This window comes from Sporosarcina sp. FSL K6-5500 (genome assembly GCF_038005665.1).
Taxonomy (GTDB): domain Bacteria; phylum Bacillota; class Bacilli; order Bacillales_A; family Planococcaceae; genus Sporosarcina; species Sporosarcina psychrophila.
Genome location: NZ_JBBOTP010000001.1, coordinates 544,226 through 561,359, shown reverse-complemented (window position 1 = coordinate 561,359; position 17,134 = coordinate 544,226). Strand labels below are relative to the sequence as shown.

Genomic DNA, 17,134 nt, shown 5'->3' with positions numbered 1-17,134 from the left:
CGAACACCAAGTCTCCGGACTCGTTGTTCGCTTTTTCTGTATATTAGTTTTGAGTATTCTTAAACTAAGTCTTTTTAGCTTGAAAAAGGAGCTTTTAGGGTATTAATAATACTATCGATAAAAAGGAGTGCTTTTAATGTCTGAAAAAAAGAAGCAAGATTCGAAAAAAGAAAATAACAATGGATTTACGGGAATGCCAGAAGAGAAGCCGTTTCCAGACTTCGAGCCAAAAACGAGTGAAGAAAAGCAAGTTGAACAATTTAAGGATACTGCAGAAAATGGCAAGAAAGATAAGTAATATAATTAATGAGACACTGCCCCAAAGTGTCTCATTTTTCTCTACCATAGTCTTTTAGTTTCTACGAAACGCTATTCAGCGCTAACTTCCGGTCTATAATGAGTTAGATATATATGTTGAATTAAAGAATCCTATTGAATCTGCGGTGGCGCTCAATAATGAGAGAGTTATAATTCGGGGTATGGATTGTAGAACGCTTGGCGCTTTGGGGATGCCTCTCGCCGCAAGCCTGGATTAGCGCTTCGCATCCAGTCTTACGGCTTCGGCGACCCCTTTGCCGCGCCTGCGCTAGGTTGTTCATTATCGAGAGAAAAGTGATTTTGAGATGTATATGCTGAGATTATAAGGTGATTACATTTTGATACTACTTATATTCAAGAAAGACGTGCTCCAACTTGCAGATTTCATCACAGATAATGAAAAGCTCTTTCACACATAGACCATCCAGCGCAGGCGCGTCTTCGTGGTAGCCGGAGCGATAAGACTGAAAGTGGTCTCCTTTCTGGCTTATCGCGGGAGGCATCCACAAAGCGTCGAAGCGGTATTAGAGGAAATCCTAATTGATTCCAATTACAAGGGCTTTTTCAGTAGCCACCCAAAATCCCTTATAAAGCGTATACGCCGTATTCATTTGTTCAACATATATAGTAGTGAAACTCTAAAATTAGCAAGACAGGGGATAGTTTAGTGAAAAGGAAAATAGTTGTGCTAGTGATTACAATGTTTATTCTAAGTGGGTTTAGCCTACGTGATTATATGGGGGAGAAGTCCACTGAGATTACCGTTCCTGCCGATTTTGCAGAACGCAGTATACCGGTCACGCTAGATATAAAGATTGATATGAAAACGTTAACCATTGGTATGATTGGCGATATTCTTCTGCATAATCCGCTCTATACTTACAAAAATTATGATTTTGCATTTGAGGCTGTGAAAGACCGACTGACAGGCATCGATTTCTTACTGGCTAATCAGGAGTCAATGCCGGGTGGTGTGGAGCTAGGACTATCTGGTTATCCGAGCTTTAACAGTCCAAAACATATTATCCGAGATTTGAAAAAGACCGGCGTTGACATGGTATCGATCGCGAATAATCATACAATTGACTTGAAAGAAGCAGGTCTGCGGAAAGCAATCAGCAATATTAAAGAGTATGGCATGCCCTATGTTGGCGCATATACATCTAGTGAAGACAAGGAGAAAGATCGAATTGTGGAAGTTGATGGCGTTCGGATTGGCGTTCTAAGCTATACGCACAACACGAATGGCAACCCAATTCCGCAAGGGAAAGAATATTTAGTCTCCGTCACTGAGCAGCAACAGATGCGCGAGGAAATTGTCCAACTTAGAAGCCTGGTGGACGTGTTGGTTGTTTCCATGCATTGGGGGACAGAATATCAATTAACAATATCGGAAGCGCAAGAGGAGTTTGCGGGGCTCATTGCTGATGCTGGTGCGGATATAATTTTCGGCCATCATCCACATGTGTTGCAAAAATACGATGAGGTAGAGAAAACGAAAGTGTTTTATTCACTGGGTAATTTTTATTCAGCGCAGCAGTTTGACTCGACGAATGTAGGTGGTATCGCAAGAGTTTCTGTGGATCATACGAAGTTCGCAGGGAAGCAATACATAGGAATAGGGGAGGCTGAATTTTTCCCTACTGCCGTGATAAGAGATAGCAACAGAAAGTACATTGTTGTTCCATTAAAAGATGCGGAATTGGATGGAATGTATAACGAGGGATGGGTCGAATCACAAGTAGGTCTTCCATCATTTTAATGAAAAGAAAAAGCGTTCTTGCACACTATGAGAAGTGTACAAGAACGCTTTTAGGCCAATAATTAAAAGACAGTATAATTTTTTGAACCTCGAGCAGTACCTAGACTTCAGGCGCTAACCCCTCCGAGGCTGAATGTCGCTTTTTTTATTCAGCCTTCTTCGCTTGTTTTACATTGTAAATGAAGTTCGAGACAATTTTCGCTGCATGTTCCCGTGATGTAGATTGACCAGGCATAAATTTACCGTCAGACCCAGTAGTGATTCCGAGTTCGTGAAGCATAGAGATAGCGTTCACTGCTTCCGAGCCATAGTTACCGAAATCTGCATATGGTGCTTTTGCAGCTGCTGTGTATTTTTCACCTGTGTAATTTTCATACGCGCGTTCTAGCATCAACGCGAATTGTGCACGCGTCACTTTTTCACTAGGCATGAACTTGCCGTTAACGCCTTTAATCAATCCATTTTCGTATGCTGCAACAATTTCCGCTTTTGTATCAGCAGCATAGTTTTCGATGTCGTTAAATGGTGCCGAACCATCAGCTTTCAGGTCAAGTGCGCGGACAATCCAAGAAGCAGCTTGTGCACGTGTCATTTCTTTTTCTGGACCATATGTCGCATCTGTACCTTTCAAAATTCCGCGGTAATAAAGATCTGATACGTAAGGATAAGCCCAGCTATCGTAGGCAACGTCACTATAAGGGACTTTTGCTAGGATACGGCCTTCTATTCCAGAGTTGATTGTGCCGATGGATTTCATATGATCTGCGAAATTTTCCCAGTCGGAGAAGCCTGGCTCACTGGCACGTCCATCTGCATATGCTTTTTTTAGAACTTCATAGTTGTCGCCACCTTGAGCAGTGAAGACGTTAGTTGTGATTTTATATGTTTTGTCAGCTTCTATTTCCTTGCCATCGATTGCCATTGAGATGACTCGATTGCCGATTTCAGCTGCGGGATTGAAAATCAGTTTCATTCCAGAAACGTGAAGGAAGCCACCATCCTCCTCTGGGTACTTCTCGACAGATCTTTCAAAAACAGATTTCAATTCTGTACCGCTTAGTTCCATCAATGCAAGTGTATTACCAAATGGCAGTACAGAAATTGCCTGACCGTATGTAATCGGACCTTGTGGAATTGAAGTCCGGATACCACCGCCATTTTGGAATGCGATAACAGTCGAAGGATCGATTTCTTTCGCCTTAGCGAGCATACCGTCCGTGATGATATTTCCTAGATTGGTTTCACCTGCACGAACACCGCCTAGATCACGGAGACCACTAAGGAATACGCCGGCCGTGGCACCAGTTGGTTTTTCCATAGTCTCTTTTACTTTATCAGAAAAAGGTTTAATAAGTTCTGCTGCGCCTGCGTCAACTGCGGCATTTTCACCGCCGACAGCATGAAGGACACCGCTATAATCTTTAATGACACCTTTATCATCGAATGTGATGTCAAGTTGACCTAAGAATTTATTGTACTCATTCGCTTGAACGATAAGCACAGGTTCAGTATCCTTATTAACTACGAAAGGTTCGTCAAGTTTAACATGCGTGTGCCCCCCGACGATAATGTCGATACCTGGCACGTTTTTAGCAAGAAGAAGATCGTTGTCGACATTGTCAGAGTCATTATATCCTATATGAGTAAGTGCGATAATTTTGTTCACACCGGCTTTTTCAAATGCAGCAACCGCTTCTTTCGCTTCCACAATATAGTTCGTAAATATCACTTTTTCAGGGCTCGAAATGTCTTTTGTTTCTTCAGTCGTTAGTCCGAAAATACCGACTTTCTCACCATTCACTTCTTTAATAATTCCGTTATAGATTTTACCGTCTTCGGCTTTTGCTTCGACTGTTTTAGATTGAAGACCATCGAAAAGCGGGTCTGCCGAGAAATCAGTATTCGCACTAATGAATGGGAATTTCGCACCTTTGATGAAATCTACTAGCGCTTTGTGCCCTTCTGCAGAGGAGCCAAGGTCGAACTCGTGGTTGCCGAATGTCATGGCATCGTACCCAAGATAATTCATAACAGCGAGGTCAGCTTGTCCTTCAAATTCGTTGAAGTAAAGTGTTCCAGAAAAAACATCGCCTGCATCAAGCAGGACATTGTAAGGCTTTTCTTCACGAATTTTTTTGACGAGTGCTGCACGTTCCGCAGTCGTAGCAAGGTTTGCGTGCGTGTCATTCGTGTGGAGAACCGTCATCGAGAAGTCCCCAGTTGCAGCAACGGGTGTTTCGGCAGCCATGACAGGCGTAATAGCAATTGAGCTTAATAGAAGCATAGCTGCTGTAGCACTTTTAGAGTATTTAATAGACAAAGTACAACCCTCTTTTCCTTTTTTTATACTATTTTATCATCATATAAATATATGAACTAATGACGAAATAGTCTGTAATCCAATTGTACCATTAGGCTCAGTAATGGACAAAACAATTTTGTGTAAATTCACAAAAAAATACCGAAGAGAGTAGTTTCACTCTCTTCGGTATATATTATTATTGAGCTGAATAGTATTGTACTAGACCTTGATAGATTGATTCAGCATATATTTCCAGATAGGCATCACTCGTCAGCTTTTTAAAGTCATCTGCATTTGAGATGAAAGCAAGTTCGACGAGGACAGCTGCGATATTGTTGTTCTTAATGACATAAAAACGATTGTCTTTCACACCGCGGTTAACCATATTTGCTCTTTTAACAATATTATTTTGAATGTAAGTTGCTAAAGATTTACTTTCTACTGAGTTAGCATTCGAAGATGAGTCGAAGTACGTTTCAGTTCCTTTTGCTGATGTCGCGGCGGCTGAATTTACGTGAATCGATACAAATGTTTCGGCAAAATTTTTCTTGGCAAATTCAGTGCGTTGTTCAAGTGAAAGGAACGTGTCATTTGAACGTGTCATAATTACTTTTGCGCCTGCTTTTTTCAATTTTGCTTCTACAAGTTTACCAACTTTTAACGTGATGGTTTTTTCTGATACCTTATTTTTTGAAGCACCGGGATCATGTGCTCCGTGACCCGGGTCTAAGATGATGATGCGATTAGCAAGTGGATTGCCTTTTTGGTTGAGTAGTTTTAAATATGTTTTACTAACGAACCCTGTTTTAGAATTCACACGAATTTTTGCCCAGTTACCATCGAGTGATAGCACTTCAACTTTTTGCCCTAGTGTTAACGCAGCGATAACAGGGGAGCTAGTGCCAGCAGCTTGTCGCATGTTTAGGCTTTTCACCGTTACTTTTCCGATTAGGTCGCCAGTCACGCTGGGTTCTTCAGGAATTGTCGGTTTTTCAGGTGTAACAACATTGTCATCGGGTGTTTCCGTTCCAGCTTCTACAGTATATTTACCGTTGATATAGCCTTCACCGTCATCCAGAAGGATTAGTAACCAGTCTCCTGTTTTACCGACAACTTCAACGATATCTTTATTATTTAGCTGTGCAACGATATTCCCATTCACTGATGGAAGTGAGCGTACGTTCAGCGTTTCTCCACTTGTTGCCACTCTTGCAAAATACGTACTTGAAGTTTGATCTGGTAGTTTAACGGGTAAAGCATACTTATCATTCATTGCGCGAGCTAGGAATAGAGAGAACTGTGAACGAGTTAAGAAATCGTTAGGCAGGAACTTTCCAGCATCACCTTTTGTTACTCCAGCATAATAAAGTCCATTGATACGTTCAGCGTATTGATGACTCTTCATATCTGTAAGCATCATTGGTTTTTCAGTTGAAATCTTTTCTGAAAGATTGAAAGCAACCGCGAGTGCATTACCCATCTCGCCACGCTTTAAGTTTTCGTTTGGTTTGAAGCTTCCGTTAGATTCCGCTTTAAAATAGCCAAGTGAAACGGCGCGGCTTATATACTCATATTGCTCGGTACCAGGCTTAACGTCTTTGAACTGTAAAGACGGGGCAGGGATGTTCTGCTTTTTTGCAGCAATGACCAGCATTTTAGCGGCCTGGGCACGTGTTAAGTTATTACCCGGTTTAAATTTTGAAACCCCATTTTCTAAGTATCCTTTAATAATATCAAGATCAGCTATGTAATTGACCTGTTCATAGTATTCCTTATCAGTTGTTACGTCCGTGAATTGAGTTTTAGCGAAAGATTGTCCCGGGACCATGGAAACGAGTGTGAAAATCATCATTACCACTGCTGCCCACTTAATTGTTTTCATTGTGTCCTCCCTTGTATTACTAGAGTTGTAGATTCATTTTAACAGTGATGTCCAATTATTGCTATACTAATAAATAACTATAATTGAATTTTTATATAAAAAAACCGAATGTTCCTTTAAGTGGAACATCCGGTGAATGAGAAATTAATTAGTGAGACGATCAGTGAACTTCTTGAACTGACTTGCAGTAACTTTATCGCTTAGACCGTAATTACCATCACCATAACCGGTCGTAATTTCATTGTGATAAAGAATGTTAATATATTCACTTGCCCAATGATCTTTTGGAACATCTTTGAAGGAAGTAACTGTAGATCCTTTAAGATCAAATGCTTCTACAAGTACTTTAGCAAGTTGTGCACGTGTCATTTCACCACTAGGATCAAATTTGCCGTCATTTCCTGAGAAGATACCTGCATCTGATACTGCAATGATAGCATCAAGTTGTGGGTGATTTGTAGCTACGTCAGAAAAAGAAGATTTAGTGCTCGTTTTTTTCAAGCCGAGTTCATCGACAAGTGTTTGTGCAATTTCAGCACGAGAAGCGTATGTAACTGCTTTTTTAACTGCTGTTGGTACGTCAGCCGATGCGACGAGAGAACCTGGTGTGAAATCATTCACTCGTTTAGCGCCGATATAACGGCTACCCCAGTAGGCAGGGTCGTTTATGGAAGAAATCATGACACCCTTGCTTGTAGACGAATGGATGAATTGACCGGACCCAATGTAAATTCCATTATGTGAAACTCCACTGCCGCTTGTATTGAAGAATACAATGTCGCCTGTTTTCAACTCGCTTTTTGCAACAGATGTTCCCATAGCATACTGTTGGCTAGCCGTTCTAGGAATGGAAATTCCTTGTTGTTTAAATACATATTGCGTATATCCTGAGCAGTCGAAACCGGAGGTGGTTGTCCCTCCATATGAATAAGGTGTACCTATATATGATCGAGCTGTGTTTACGAGATTAGTTGCAGAATCTGCTGAAGCCATGGACGGGATGGACGTTGAAAATAGTATGCTTGCAAAAATTAATAATAAAAAACGTTTCATTCTTTTCTCAATTTCCCCTTTCGCACATATAATAGCGTGTGCTTTATCTTTCAACATCTTAGCATAGCTAAACCTTTAATTCGGTTACAGTTACATTACAATAGCGTTACAAGGCTAGTATTATACTCATAAGTAGTCTTAAAACACCATTTGACGGGATTCTATTCTATCAAATGGTGTTTTTGTTGTGGTTAGTAAATAGTGTTGGATTGCGGTATTGGCTGTCAAGAGGTCGAATGTAAGATGATATGCTATAATTATTGAATCTAAATAAAGGTCTAGCTCGTTAGGTTATTGAAAGATGGGGTTGAGAAATGAAATGAGAAAAATAGTCGTATTCAGCAATATGTATCCGTCAATGCAACATCCAACATACGGTATTTTTGTGAAAAATCAGGTTGGCCTTCTTCAGTCTGCTGGTCTTGATGTCGATGTGGTTGCTATTCAGAATCCTGGAAAAGGGAAAATACAGGCATTGAAAAAATACATGACATGGTTTTTCCGTTCTGTTTTATACATGATGAAAAATCGTAAGAAATTATCCTTAACACATGCGCATTATGCATTTCCAACAGGAATTATTTCATTGATTGGGAAAAAGATGTTTGGTATTCCTTACGTTGTGACTGTTCATGGTGGAGATATCGATAAAATGGCTGCGAGGAGTCAGCGCATTGCCGATATGACAAAAAACATTTTACGACAAGCGGAATCGGTCATCGTTGTTGGCGACAAACTTCGGGAAGATGTGATAAATAACTTCGATGTTCCGGAAGCGAATGTTCATGTCATGAGTATGGGTGTCGATACATCCATTTTTAACTATGTAGCTAAAGTAGAGGCGAGGGAAAAACTTACTCTTCCTATAGAAGAGAAAATATTGATCTTTGTCGGAAATGTGATTCAAGCAAAAGGTCTTCTTGAACTTGTCGAAGCGTTTGATTCACTGAAAATGTCGTTTCCTGATAGTTCGTTGTACGTAATTGGTTCGCAGAAAGACGGTCAATTTGTTGAGGAGTTACGGTCGTTCATCCGAGAAAAGGATGTTGAAGACATTCATTTCAAAGAACCTCTTGGTCAAGCGGATTTGGCACTATGGATGTCGGCGGCTGATGCGCTTGTACTTCCTTCCTATCATGAAGGGTTCGGATTGGTTGCGCTCGAAGCAATGTCGGCTGGAACGAAAGTTGTCGCAACGGACGTTGGAGGGCTTTCTTATTTGTTGAAAGACCGGGCAGGTATTTTGGTTGAACCGAAAAATCCGGATTCATTGGCGAAAGGTTTATGGAGTGCGCTCGATGAGAATTCCAATGTCATTGATGAAACAGTAGTGCAGGCAAAAATTTCACAACATTCATATGAGACGATTTTAGAGGACTTATTGTCGATTTATCGTTCAGCCGAGAAAGGTCAGGTTGATCATAGTGAGTAAAATGATGAAAATTATCGGCGGAGTTGCGATTATTAACATTGTTGCGAGGCTGTTTGGGTTTGCAAGGGAAATGGCGATTAGTAATCAATACGGTGCTTCGGCAACTGCGGATGCGATTATTACAGCCTATACTATCCCGAATTTCATTTACCTAGTGGTTGGAGGTGCGTTGACGACAGCGTTCATATCTGTCTACCATTCTACAAGGACGGATAAAGCATTGTTCGTGCGAAAATCATTTACGACGGTTCTTGTAGCAGCAGTTGCGATTACGGCCATATTGATGATCTTTACAGATTCTATCTTGCATTTGTTTTTCAAAGATATGTCTGCTGAAAAATTTGCGCTGACGCGAACTCTTTACCTTTGGATGATGCCGTCTTCTATTATTCTGGTGTTATCGACATGGATGAGTGGAGTAATGAACGTCAACGGTAAATTTAACTTGTCCAGTTTAGCAGTCCTTCTATATAATGCGTCTTTTGTCGGAATCGCTGTTGTTCTAACAAGTTATTTTGGTCCTGAATCGTATGGGATTGGTGCACTGGTTGGTGCGTTATTAATGGGTGTGTTCTTATATGTAGGACTTCGAAAATCAAAACTCTATTCTTTGAAGCCTTCATTTGCCATGTCTGTTGATACGAAACGTTTATGGGTGATTGCATTGCCAATTTTGTTCGGTGGTGCATCACTACAATTTTATGCTGTTATTCACAGAATTGTAGCTGGCGAGTTTGGTGACGGGACAATTGCGGCGGTCAACTATGCCTCGAAATTAACTGGCTTTCCGCAAGCGATAATGATGACTGCCGTAACAACCGTAATCTATCCTCTCCTCAGTAAAAAAGAGGGTGAAGGGGATATGGATACAATCCGTGCCCTCTATAAAAAAGGGATGCTTTATTTAGTTGCTTTGCTTGTGCCGGCAACTATGATAGCTTACTTTTTTGCAGATCCACTTGTCCGTCTTGTCTTCGGATATGGAGAAATGACGGAGAAGGATATACTGCTAACGGTATCGCTTTTCCGTGTATTTACACTGTCGATGTTTTTCCTTGCTGCAAACACGTATATTACTCGATTCTATTACGCAAAAGCCAATTCGATGGTGCCTGTCATATTCAGTTTGATAAGTGTCTTTGCGATTAATCTCGGAGTTATTTATTTGATGATTGACTCGCACGGTGCTTCAGCAATTGCATACGGTACGGTCATTAGTGCCGCGGCGAACTTCGTAATGCTCGCTATTTATGCGAGAGTGAAATGGAAATTGTAATTTAATAGTGTGATGGAGTTGCCCCGGAATAGTTGGGGCAACTTTTTTAATTGGTTTTTAGAGAGAGCAATCATATATGGGCTGAAACGATCATAACGGCGTGCCGACCGATCATATATTTCGCCGACCGAGCATATATGGCGCTGCCCCGATCGTATATTCCGCTAACCGAGCATATATGGCGCTGACTCGATCATATATTCCGCCGACCGAGCATATATGTTGCTATCCCGATCATATATTCCGCTGACCGAGCATATATGTTGCTGCCCCGATCGTATATTCCGCCGACCGAGCATATATGGCGCTGCCCCGATCGTATATTCCGCTGACCGAGCATATATGTTGCTGCCCCGATCATAAATTCCGCCGACCGAGCATATATGTTGCTGCCCCGATCGTATATTCCGCCGACCGAGCATATATGTTGCTACCCCGATCATATATTCCGCTAACCGATCATATATGGAGCTGCCCCAATCATAACGGCGTGCTAACCGAGCATATACAGCGCTGAGCCAATCATAACGGCATGCTAACCGAGCATAACTATCTCCAACACCCCTTTATATTTTATAGAAAATAGGTTATTCTGAAAGATGTGAAGTATTTAATAATATAACGGTGAAACATAGAATGATTGGAGTGTTTTAATTGGTAATCAAAGAGCAAATTGGAAAATGGTTTGAACATTTTCATGCCTATCCAGAAGTGAGTTGGAAAGAAGTAGAGACGACTGCAAAGCTAGCAGAAATATTAACTGAAATGAATGTAAAACATCATACATTTGACGATGTAACGGGTGTTGTCGCGGAAATCGGTGAAGGCGATAGGATTATCGCGGTACGCGCCGACATTGATGCATTGTGGCAGGAAGTCGGGGGTGTCTATAAGGCGAATCATTCTTGTGGGCATGATGCGAATATATCCATGGTGTTAGGTGCGCTTAGTTATTTGCAACAGGAGGAACTGGGCAGCCGAATCCGATTTATTTTCCAACCAGCAGAAGAAAAGGGCAATGGTGCAAACTCGATGATTGAGCGAGGAGCGGTCGACGACGTTTCATATTTGTTTGGTGTGCATTTGCGTCCACAGGAAGAAATTCCATATGGAAAAGTGACACCGGCAATTCATCACGGGGCGGCGGTATTCCTTGAAGGCAAAATCATTGGCGACGATGCGCATGGTGCACGTCCTCAGCAAGGAAACAATGCACTCGATCCGTTATTTGCGATTGCCCAGTTTGTGAAAACAATCCATTTTTCACCTTACGAAGCGTACTCAGCAAAACTGACAAAAGTGCAGGCAGGCGGAGATAGTCTTAATATCATTCCGGGAACTGCAACGTTTGCAATCGATGCTAGAGCACAATCGAATGTGGTGTTGGGAGAGCTGAAGGAACGTATTTCCCGGGGAATCCAAGCAATTGGACAGATGCACGGCGTGGAAATTGAATTGGCATGGAGTGACTATACACCGGCTGCAGAAGTGTCTGAAGAAGCTACAACTGTTGCACGTGAAGCTATCTTGGCAACAGTTGGGGAAGAGGGATATGCATCTGACATTATTACATCGGGCAGTGATGATTTCCATTTCTATACGATTCATAATCCGAACTTAAAAGCCGCAATGATTGGCATCGGAGCAGATCTTAGTCCGGGGCTTCATCATCCAGATATGACGTTCAACAAAGAAGCGCTTGATATTGGAGCGCGTGTATTGGCGGAAACGTTAAAAAAAGCATCGTATTTGGCAGATTAATTGAACAAAGCCTTTTGGTATCGCGAATTGTCGTGATATCAAAAGGCTTTTTTTTATAGCTTAGGAAACTATAAAATCAGGAACTATGAATAGTTGCAACATAGAGATTTCACGTCCAGATTCCAGTGCTTAGAGGCTCTGAGGCCCCCGGGATGTGGGGGTACGTAGACATTATAGCAGGACGTGACGTACTTTGGCTGCGTACATCTGTACAGGCGCTTGCGCATTTGGTTAGTTTAGGACAAGTGGAATATTTGTAGCACCTGCTACGTAAAATGAACTTAGCAATCTACGGGTCTAACATCTAATTTGAAAAAGTCCACAAGTTAAATAGAAATTAAACAAGGAGGTTATAAGGTGAGGAAGAAAAAAGTACATGTATTATTTTTCTTGGCGATAGGAATGGTACTAGTCTTATCTGCATGCGGCGGGGGAAGTAAAAATATTGCCATAGGACCAGCGGCGAGTGAAACGAATAATGTGGCGAAGTTGATTCTGCAGGCATATGGGCTTGAAGATGGAGACTATAAGGCATACCAAGAAGGCTTTGGAGATGCAGCGGACGGTGTTCAAGATGGAAATATCGATGTGTCAATTGGTATTCTTGGGCTTCCGGCTGCAAGTATTGAAAGCCTCCAAGCATCTGCAGGCGATGTAAAAATGCTTGGACTGTCAGATAAAGCGATTGAACATATTGAAAAGAATTCAGGTTATCGACGACTTACAATCCCAAAAGAAACGTATGATTTTCTTACGGAAGATATTGAAACTGTGACTGCATACGCGATTCTGATGGGGAGCATGGATACGATTGATGAGGAACTAGGATATGAGATTGCGAAAAGTATGATTGAGAATGCTAGCGAAAATACACATGCTCAAGCGCAACAAATGACATTGGAAAATGCACTGCGCGGGGCGGAAGGGCTTTTAATCCATCCGGGAGCGAAAAGATATTACGAAGAACAAGGGCTAACGGTTGAAAATGAAGTTGCGGAACTTACTGCTGATGCAACGAAGCGAAAGAAAGAATTTATACTTGGAACAGGTAGTCAGGGCGGAACATATTATCCTCTTGGTGGCGAGATGGCCAACCTCTGGAACAAATATATCGATGGCATGCATGTAACGAATACGGAAACGGGTGCTTCGGTGGAGAATTTATCCACGATCCGTGATGGACATATGGATCTTGGTATGTCTGTACATGTTCCGGCACTGCAAGCATTGAACGGGGAAGCTGAGTTTGAAGGGCACGAAGTTAAGAATGCGGCTTTCATCGGCCATATCTACCCTGAAGTTATTCAGATTGTCACAAGAGAAAAGACTAAAATCAAAAGTCTTGGCGATTTGAAATGAATTATAGAGCCGCGTAATTAAATAGGAAGGGAGTACGCCAATTGAAAGCTACCCAGCAAAATGACGCACAAGAAATCCTAGAGAAGTATGATAAAGAAAATCAGTTTCGCACTCAAATTGGGAAATGGGCATGGGCCGTAACATTTCTTGGCGTTGCACTCACTGTTTTTCATCTATATACGGGCTATTTTGGTACGCTCCCTTCCCAAAAACAAGGGGCGGTACATCTTGGAACTGCTTTAGGGATTATTTATCTTCTCTATCCTGCAAAAAAGGAATGGAGAAATACGCATAAAAAAGTTCCATGGTACGATGTTACGCTGGCTTTTACTGCGATGTATGTGACCTACCATAAAATCATTTTCTTCGATTCGATATTGCAAAGTCGAGTTTCTGGCTATAGTACAATTGACATCATCATTTCCATTCTAGGGATCGCTTTGGTTCTCGAGGCGACAAGGAGGACAGTCGGTTTGCCGATTGTCATTGTAGCGAGTGTGGCTATTATCTATACGCTTATAGGGAAGTATATCCCGACTCAGATTCTTTCTCATCCTGGATTTTCAATGGATCGGATAACGACAAATCTTTGGTACCGGGAAAGTGGTATCTTTGGTACGCCTATACAGATTTCAGCGAAGTTCATTTATCTTTTCCTGTTTTTCGGTGTTATTCTTGTCCATACACCAATCGGTAAGTTTTTTAATGACATCGCCTTCGCTTTAACTGGACGATTTACGGGCGGGACTGCCAAGGCGGCGGTTGTGGCAAGTGCGTTACAAGGAACAGTTTCAGGCAGTTCAGTTGGAAATACAGTCGCCTCGGGATCATTCACGATTCCGATGATGAAAAAAGCTGGTTTCACACCGGAATTTGCTGGGGCCACAGAAGCTGCGGCTTCCACTGGTGGACAGATTATGCCGCCTATGATGGGAGCGGCAGCATTTATAATGATGGAATACTTAGGTGTTTCATACGCCACCATCATGTTAGCGGCAGTTGTTCCAGCGATCCTTTATTTCACGGGTATATTCATAGGAACACATTTCGAAGCGAAGAAATTAAAAATTATTGGATTGCCGAAATCTGAATTGCCACGATTCAAGGATTTACTAATTAGAGACGGTTATATGCTGATTCCTCTTTTCGTTATTATCGGGACCATCATGTCAGGCTTCACGCCACAACGGGCAGCACTCTTTGGCATTTTATCTGCCTACCTTGTTTCGCTAGTTCGGAAGGATTCTAGGATGAATGTACGCCAAATCGTCAATGTCCTTGAACAAGGCGCACGGGTTGCTTTGCCGGTTATCGCCGCGGTGGCGACTGCGGGAATAATAGCAGGAGTCGTCAGTATTACAGGACTTGGAGCGAAATTTGCTTCCGGCATTATCGCGTTATCAAGCGGCCATCTGATATTAGCCCTTTTCTTCACAATGATTGCCTGCATTATTCTTGGGATGGGGCTTCCAACAACTGCGAACTATGTTGTAACAGCAACAATTGCTGCACCTGCATTGATTAATGATTTCATGGTGGCTCCACTTGCTGCACATATGTTTGTGTTCTACTTTGGTATTGTTGCCGATATCACGCCGCCCGTTTGCCTAGCCGCCTATGCAGGGGCGGGAATAGCGAAAGCCAATCCATTTAAAACAGGGGTTACTGCTGTGAAATTAGCGATTGCGGCATTCATCATTCCGTATATATTCATTTACAATCCGATGCTGGTCCTTGTAGATGTGGTCGTATGGAAATTGATTATTGGAGTTCTAGCCGCCGTTTTAGGAATGATTGGCGTAAGTAGTGCTGTCATTGGTTTTTTCATCCGTAACTCGAGAATTTGGGAGCGGATTGTATTATTCGGCGCTGGGCTTATGTTAATAATTCCTGAATTTTTATCTAGCGGAATTGGACTCGTGTTGATTGGCATCATCTGGTTTATTCAGAGGAAAAGACCTGAGGAAGAGGGGAGTACAAAAGTGCTCGCTTAGTAGTGTGAATCTCAAAAAGAAGGCTACCCATAGTGGGAAAGCCTTCTCTTTAGGTGTAGATAAATATGCTTTAAATCAAATGAAAAATGTTTTTCCAATTTTGTCATACAATGCTCCACTAAAACGTGTTAACACATTTTATCCAAGGAACCATACGCATTATTTCATTCATGTTCTGAAATCCATGTTTAATAGTCAAAAAAATTTATAAGTAACTTGGTCATATGGCTCCTAAGTTGTTCGGGTCTGTAAAATGTTGAATTCTTAGTTAGAGCCCTGTGATACCAAGGTGGATAAAGTTTTGACAGCCTTTCTATCTAGACAGCTTGAAAACTGCATGACAATTTTACATTGAGTTTGCGAGAGTCTCCTATCTTTACAAAACTAGTTTAATTTTGTAATTACAATAGAAGCGTTTATGTTTGTTTGCGTGCCTCCTGCTAAAGTCTGAAGGATAACTGCTGTGGCAGAAGTATGATTTCGGAGTGTAAGAACATCACCTGCTGCTATAGAAATTATAGCCTGACCATTGTTTTGCTGCGTGCCTGCTTCTGTACCATAGAGTGTACCGGCAACCACCGAACCATTTAAAAACAGTGCGAATTGACCGGGTTCTACACCCGTCACGGAGAAATTAACCAGATAGTCTCCTGTAGTTAGAAAGAAAACTTGTGAGGTTCCGGGGATGTGCGTAATTCCAGCCGTAATTATTCCATTTGTATCAAACGTAATATCAGCTTCTATAGCCACGGTCTGAGCACCTAGATTGTAAATATAACCGTATAATCCGCCGGGTGCTCCCGTAGCCCCTGTAGCACCGGTAGCGCCAGTATCACCCGTAGCACCAGTAGCACCGGTAGCGCCAGTATCGCCCGTAGCACCAGTAGCACCGGTAGCGCCAGTATCGCCCGTAGCACCAGTAGCACCGGTAGCGCCAGTATCGCCCGTAGCCCCCGTGGCACCGATAGCGCCAGTATCGCCCGTAGCCCCAGTAACACCGATAGGTCCAGTAGGCCCAATATCCCCAGTAGCGCCGGTAGCGCCCGTAGGTCCTCTGTCTCCTTCGCAGCATCTTCTGCATGTTTTTTGATTAGGGCAACAGTCGCTTGTACATTTACTGCATCTATGATTAGTATCTTCGTAAAATTTCATTTTTTCACCACCTTTCTATAACATCCTATTCGAGCTATAGATAGAGGGACGGGCAATCAACTACTTGTCTTAAATAATTGATAAACAAATGTTTAATGTAAACCCGGGAGCTTTCACCAGTATTTATTCTGAAGAACAGACATGAAGAGATAATCCCAAAGTGCTCGCCGTTTAGAATCAATAAAAAAAGAGCTATAAACCATAATGGTTTTAGCTCTTTTTTCACATTATCCATTTCTATTTTTATTTGCCTCTTAAAATTTCTCCAAATAGAAAATGATCTTTATTGTAGCGGATTTTCCCTATTTTCCCTTCTTCCGGACAAGTTGCGAGACCCGTTATCTCTGCTTTCATTTTATCGCCACCGTCTTTTTGATACGTGACATGAACGGTAAAGTCATAATCCCGCGGTCTACCATCGACTGGTTCCACATTAATCTTGTCGACGGTGATTTGATAGCCGTTGTCGTCAGCCGGTGAATGTAAAGTTAGGAAGAGAACCTTGCCACTATATCCAAAATCAGTGAAATAAGGCCTGAAATTATCCTCCAGGTAAATCTCGAGTTCATTATCTTCTTCTGGAGCTGACACTAGGCCGTTTTGGTCTACAATTGTCATGTTACTTGGGTCGTTCTTCATTCGAATATACTCTTTATCGGGTGCATTAAATTCATGTTCAAGAACAGTTTGAATCGCAACAACATTTTTATCCACGGGTTCAGTTTGAGAACAGCCCGTAACCAACGAACTAAGAAGAATAACAAAGAGAATGACTTCAATTTTCCGTCGGACGCTCTTTTTAACAAGGAATGAAGAATAGTTATTAATAAATCTAAGATTCAT

General features: G+C 41.9%; 12 protein-coding genes. 7 read left to right on the top strand and 5 right to left on the bottom strand.

The features are described from left to right. The first annotated feature begins 136 nt into the window (after window positions 1-136). Both MKX62_RS02590 and MKX62_RS02585 read left to right on the top strand, forming a co-directional pair. Window positions 137-298, top strand: coding sequence for a hypothetical protein (locus tag MKX62_RS02590; RefSeq protein ID WP_340740602.1), 162 nt, complete (start codon window positions 137-139; stop codon window positions 296-298). Window positions 299-985: 687 nt separating this feature from the next. Further along, on the top strand, window positions 986-2,080 hold the full coding sequence (locus tag MKX62_RS02585) for a CapA family protein (RefSeq protein ID WP_340740601.1): 1,095 nt from the start codon (window positions 986-988) through the stop codon (window positions 2,078-2,080). A gap of 145 nt (window positions 2,081-2,225) precedes the next feature. On the opposite strand, the gene MKX62_RS02580 is transcribed toward MKX62_RS02585, so the two are convergent. From MKX62_RS02580 to MKX62_RS02570, 3 genes are all read right to left on the bottom strand, one after another. Next, on the bottom strand, window positions 2,226-4,400 hold the full coding sequence (locus MKX62_RS02580; protein WP_340740600.1) for a 5'-nucleotidase C-terminal domain-containing protein: 2,175 nt from the start codon (window positions 4,398-4,400) through the stop codon (window positions 2,226-2,228). 178 nt (window positions 4,401-4,578) lie between these two features. After that, on the bottom strand, window positions 4,579-6,264 hold the full coding sequence (locus MKX62_RS02575; RefSeq protein ID WP_067212187.1) for an N-acetylmuramoyl-L-alanine amidase: 1,686 nt from the start codon (window positions 6,262-6,264) through the stop codon (window positions 4,579-4,581). Between the two features lie 144 nt (window positions 6,265-6,408). Further along, on the bottom strand, window positions 6,409-7,317 hold the full coding sequence (locus MKX62_RS02570; protein WP_067214046.1) for a C40 family peptidase: 909 nt from the start codon (window positions 7,315-7,317) through the stop codon (window positions 6,409-6,411). A 319-nt stretch (window positions 7,318-7,636) separates the two neighbouring features. Here MKX62_RS02570 and MKX62_RS02565 point away from each other — a divergent pair, with 319 nt between their 5' ends. The 5 genes from MKX62_RS02565 to MKX62_RS02545 all read left to right on the top strand — a co-directional run bounded on the left by MKX62_RS02565 (window position 7,637) and on the right by MKX62_RS02545 (window position 15,139). Beyond that, entirely contained in the window at window positions 7,637-8,749 is a 1,113-nt protein-coding gene (locus MKX62_RS02565) for a glycosyltransferase (protein ID WP_340740599.1), read from the top strand. 1 nt (window position 8,750) lies between these two features. Further along, the gene (gene murJ, locus MKX62_RS02560; RefSeq protein WP_340742534.1) at window positions 8,751-10,025 is read left to right on the top strand and encodes a murein biosynthesis integral membrane protein MurJ; all 1,275 of its coding nucleotides are present in this window, start codon (window positions 8,751-8,753) and stop codon (window positions 10,023-10,025) included. 654 nt (window positions 10,026-10,679) lie between these two features. Next, a complete protein-coding gene (locus MKX62_RS02555) occupies window positions 10,680-11,786 on the top strand; it encodes an amidohydrolase (RefSeq protein WP_340740598.1) in 1,107 nt (368 codons plus the stop codon). Window positions 11,787-12,143: 357 nt separating this feature from the next. Then, the gene (locus tag MKX62_RS02550) at window positions 12,144-13,145 is read left to right on the top strand and encodes a TAXI family TRAP transporter solute-binding subunit (RefSeq protein WP_340740597.1); all 1,002 of its coding nucleotides are present in this window, start codon (window positions 12,144-12,146) and stop codon (window positions 13,143-13,145) included. Window positions 13,146-13,186: 41 nt separating this feature from the next. Continuing rightward, a complete protein-coding gene (locus MKX62_RS02545) occupies window positions 13,187-15,139 on the top strand; it encodes a TRAP transporter permease (protein ID WP_340740596.1) in 1,953 nt (650 codons plus the stop codon). 384 nt (window positions 15,140-15,523) lie between these two features. Here MKX62_RS02545 and MKX62_RS02540 read toward each other — a convergent pair whose 3' ends face one another. Further along, window positions 15,524-16,291, bottom strand: a complete 768-nt coding sequence (locus MKX62_RS02540) for a collagen-like protein (RefSeq protein WP_340740595.1) — start codon at window positions 16,289-16,291, stop codon at window positions 15,524-15,526. A 243-nt stretch (window positions 16,292-16,534) separates the two neighbouring features. Continuing rightward, the gene (locus tag MKX62_RS02535) at window positions 16,535-17,134 is read right to left on the bottom strand and encodes a hypothetical protein (RefSeq protein WP_338655439.1); all 600 of its coding nucleotides are present in this window, start codon (window positions 17,132-17,134) and stop codon (window positions 16,535-16,537) included.

Bases quoted from the DNA above. Each gene is read 5' to 3' on its own strand.
- MKX62_RS02590 (WP_340740602.1), top strand. From the start codon at position 137: ATGTCTGAAAAAAAGAAGCAAGATTCGAAAAAAGAAAATAACAATGGA.
- MKX62_RS02575 (WP_067212187.1), bottom strand. From the start codon at position 6,264: ATGAAAACAATTAAGTGGGCAGCAGTGGTAATGATGATTTTCACACTC.
- MKX62_RS02570 (WP_067214046.1), bottom strand. From the start codon at position 7,317: ATGAAACGTTTTTTATTATTAATTTTTGCAAGCATACTATTTTCAACG.
- MKX62_RS02565 (WP_340740599.1), top strand. From the start codon at position 7,637: ATGAGAAAAATAGTCGTATTCAGCAATATGTATCCGTCAATGCAACAT.
- murJ (WP_340742534.1), top strand. From the start codon at position 8,751: ATGATGAAAATTATCGGCGGAGTTGCGATTATTAACATTGTTGCGAGG.
- MKX62_RS02540 (WP_340740595.1), bottom strand. From the start codon at position 16,291: ATGAAATTTTACGAAGATACTAATCATAGATGCAGTAAATGTACAAGC.
- MKX62_RS02535 (WP_338655439.1), bottom strand. From the start codon at position 17,134: ATGAATCTTAGATTTATTAATAACTATTCTTCATTCCTTGTTAAAAAG.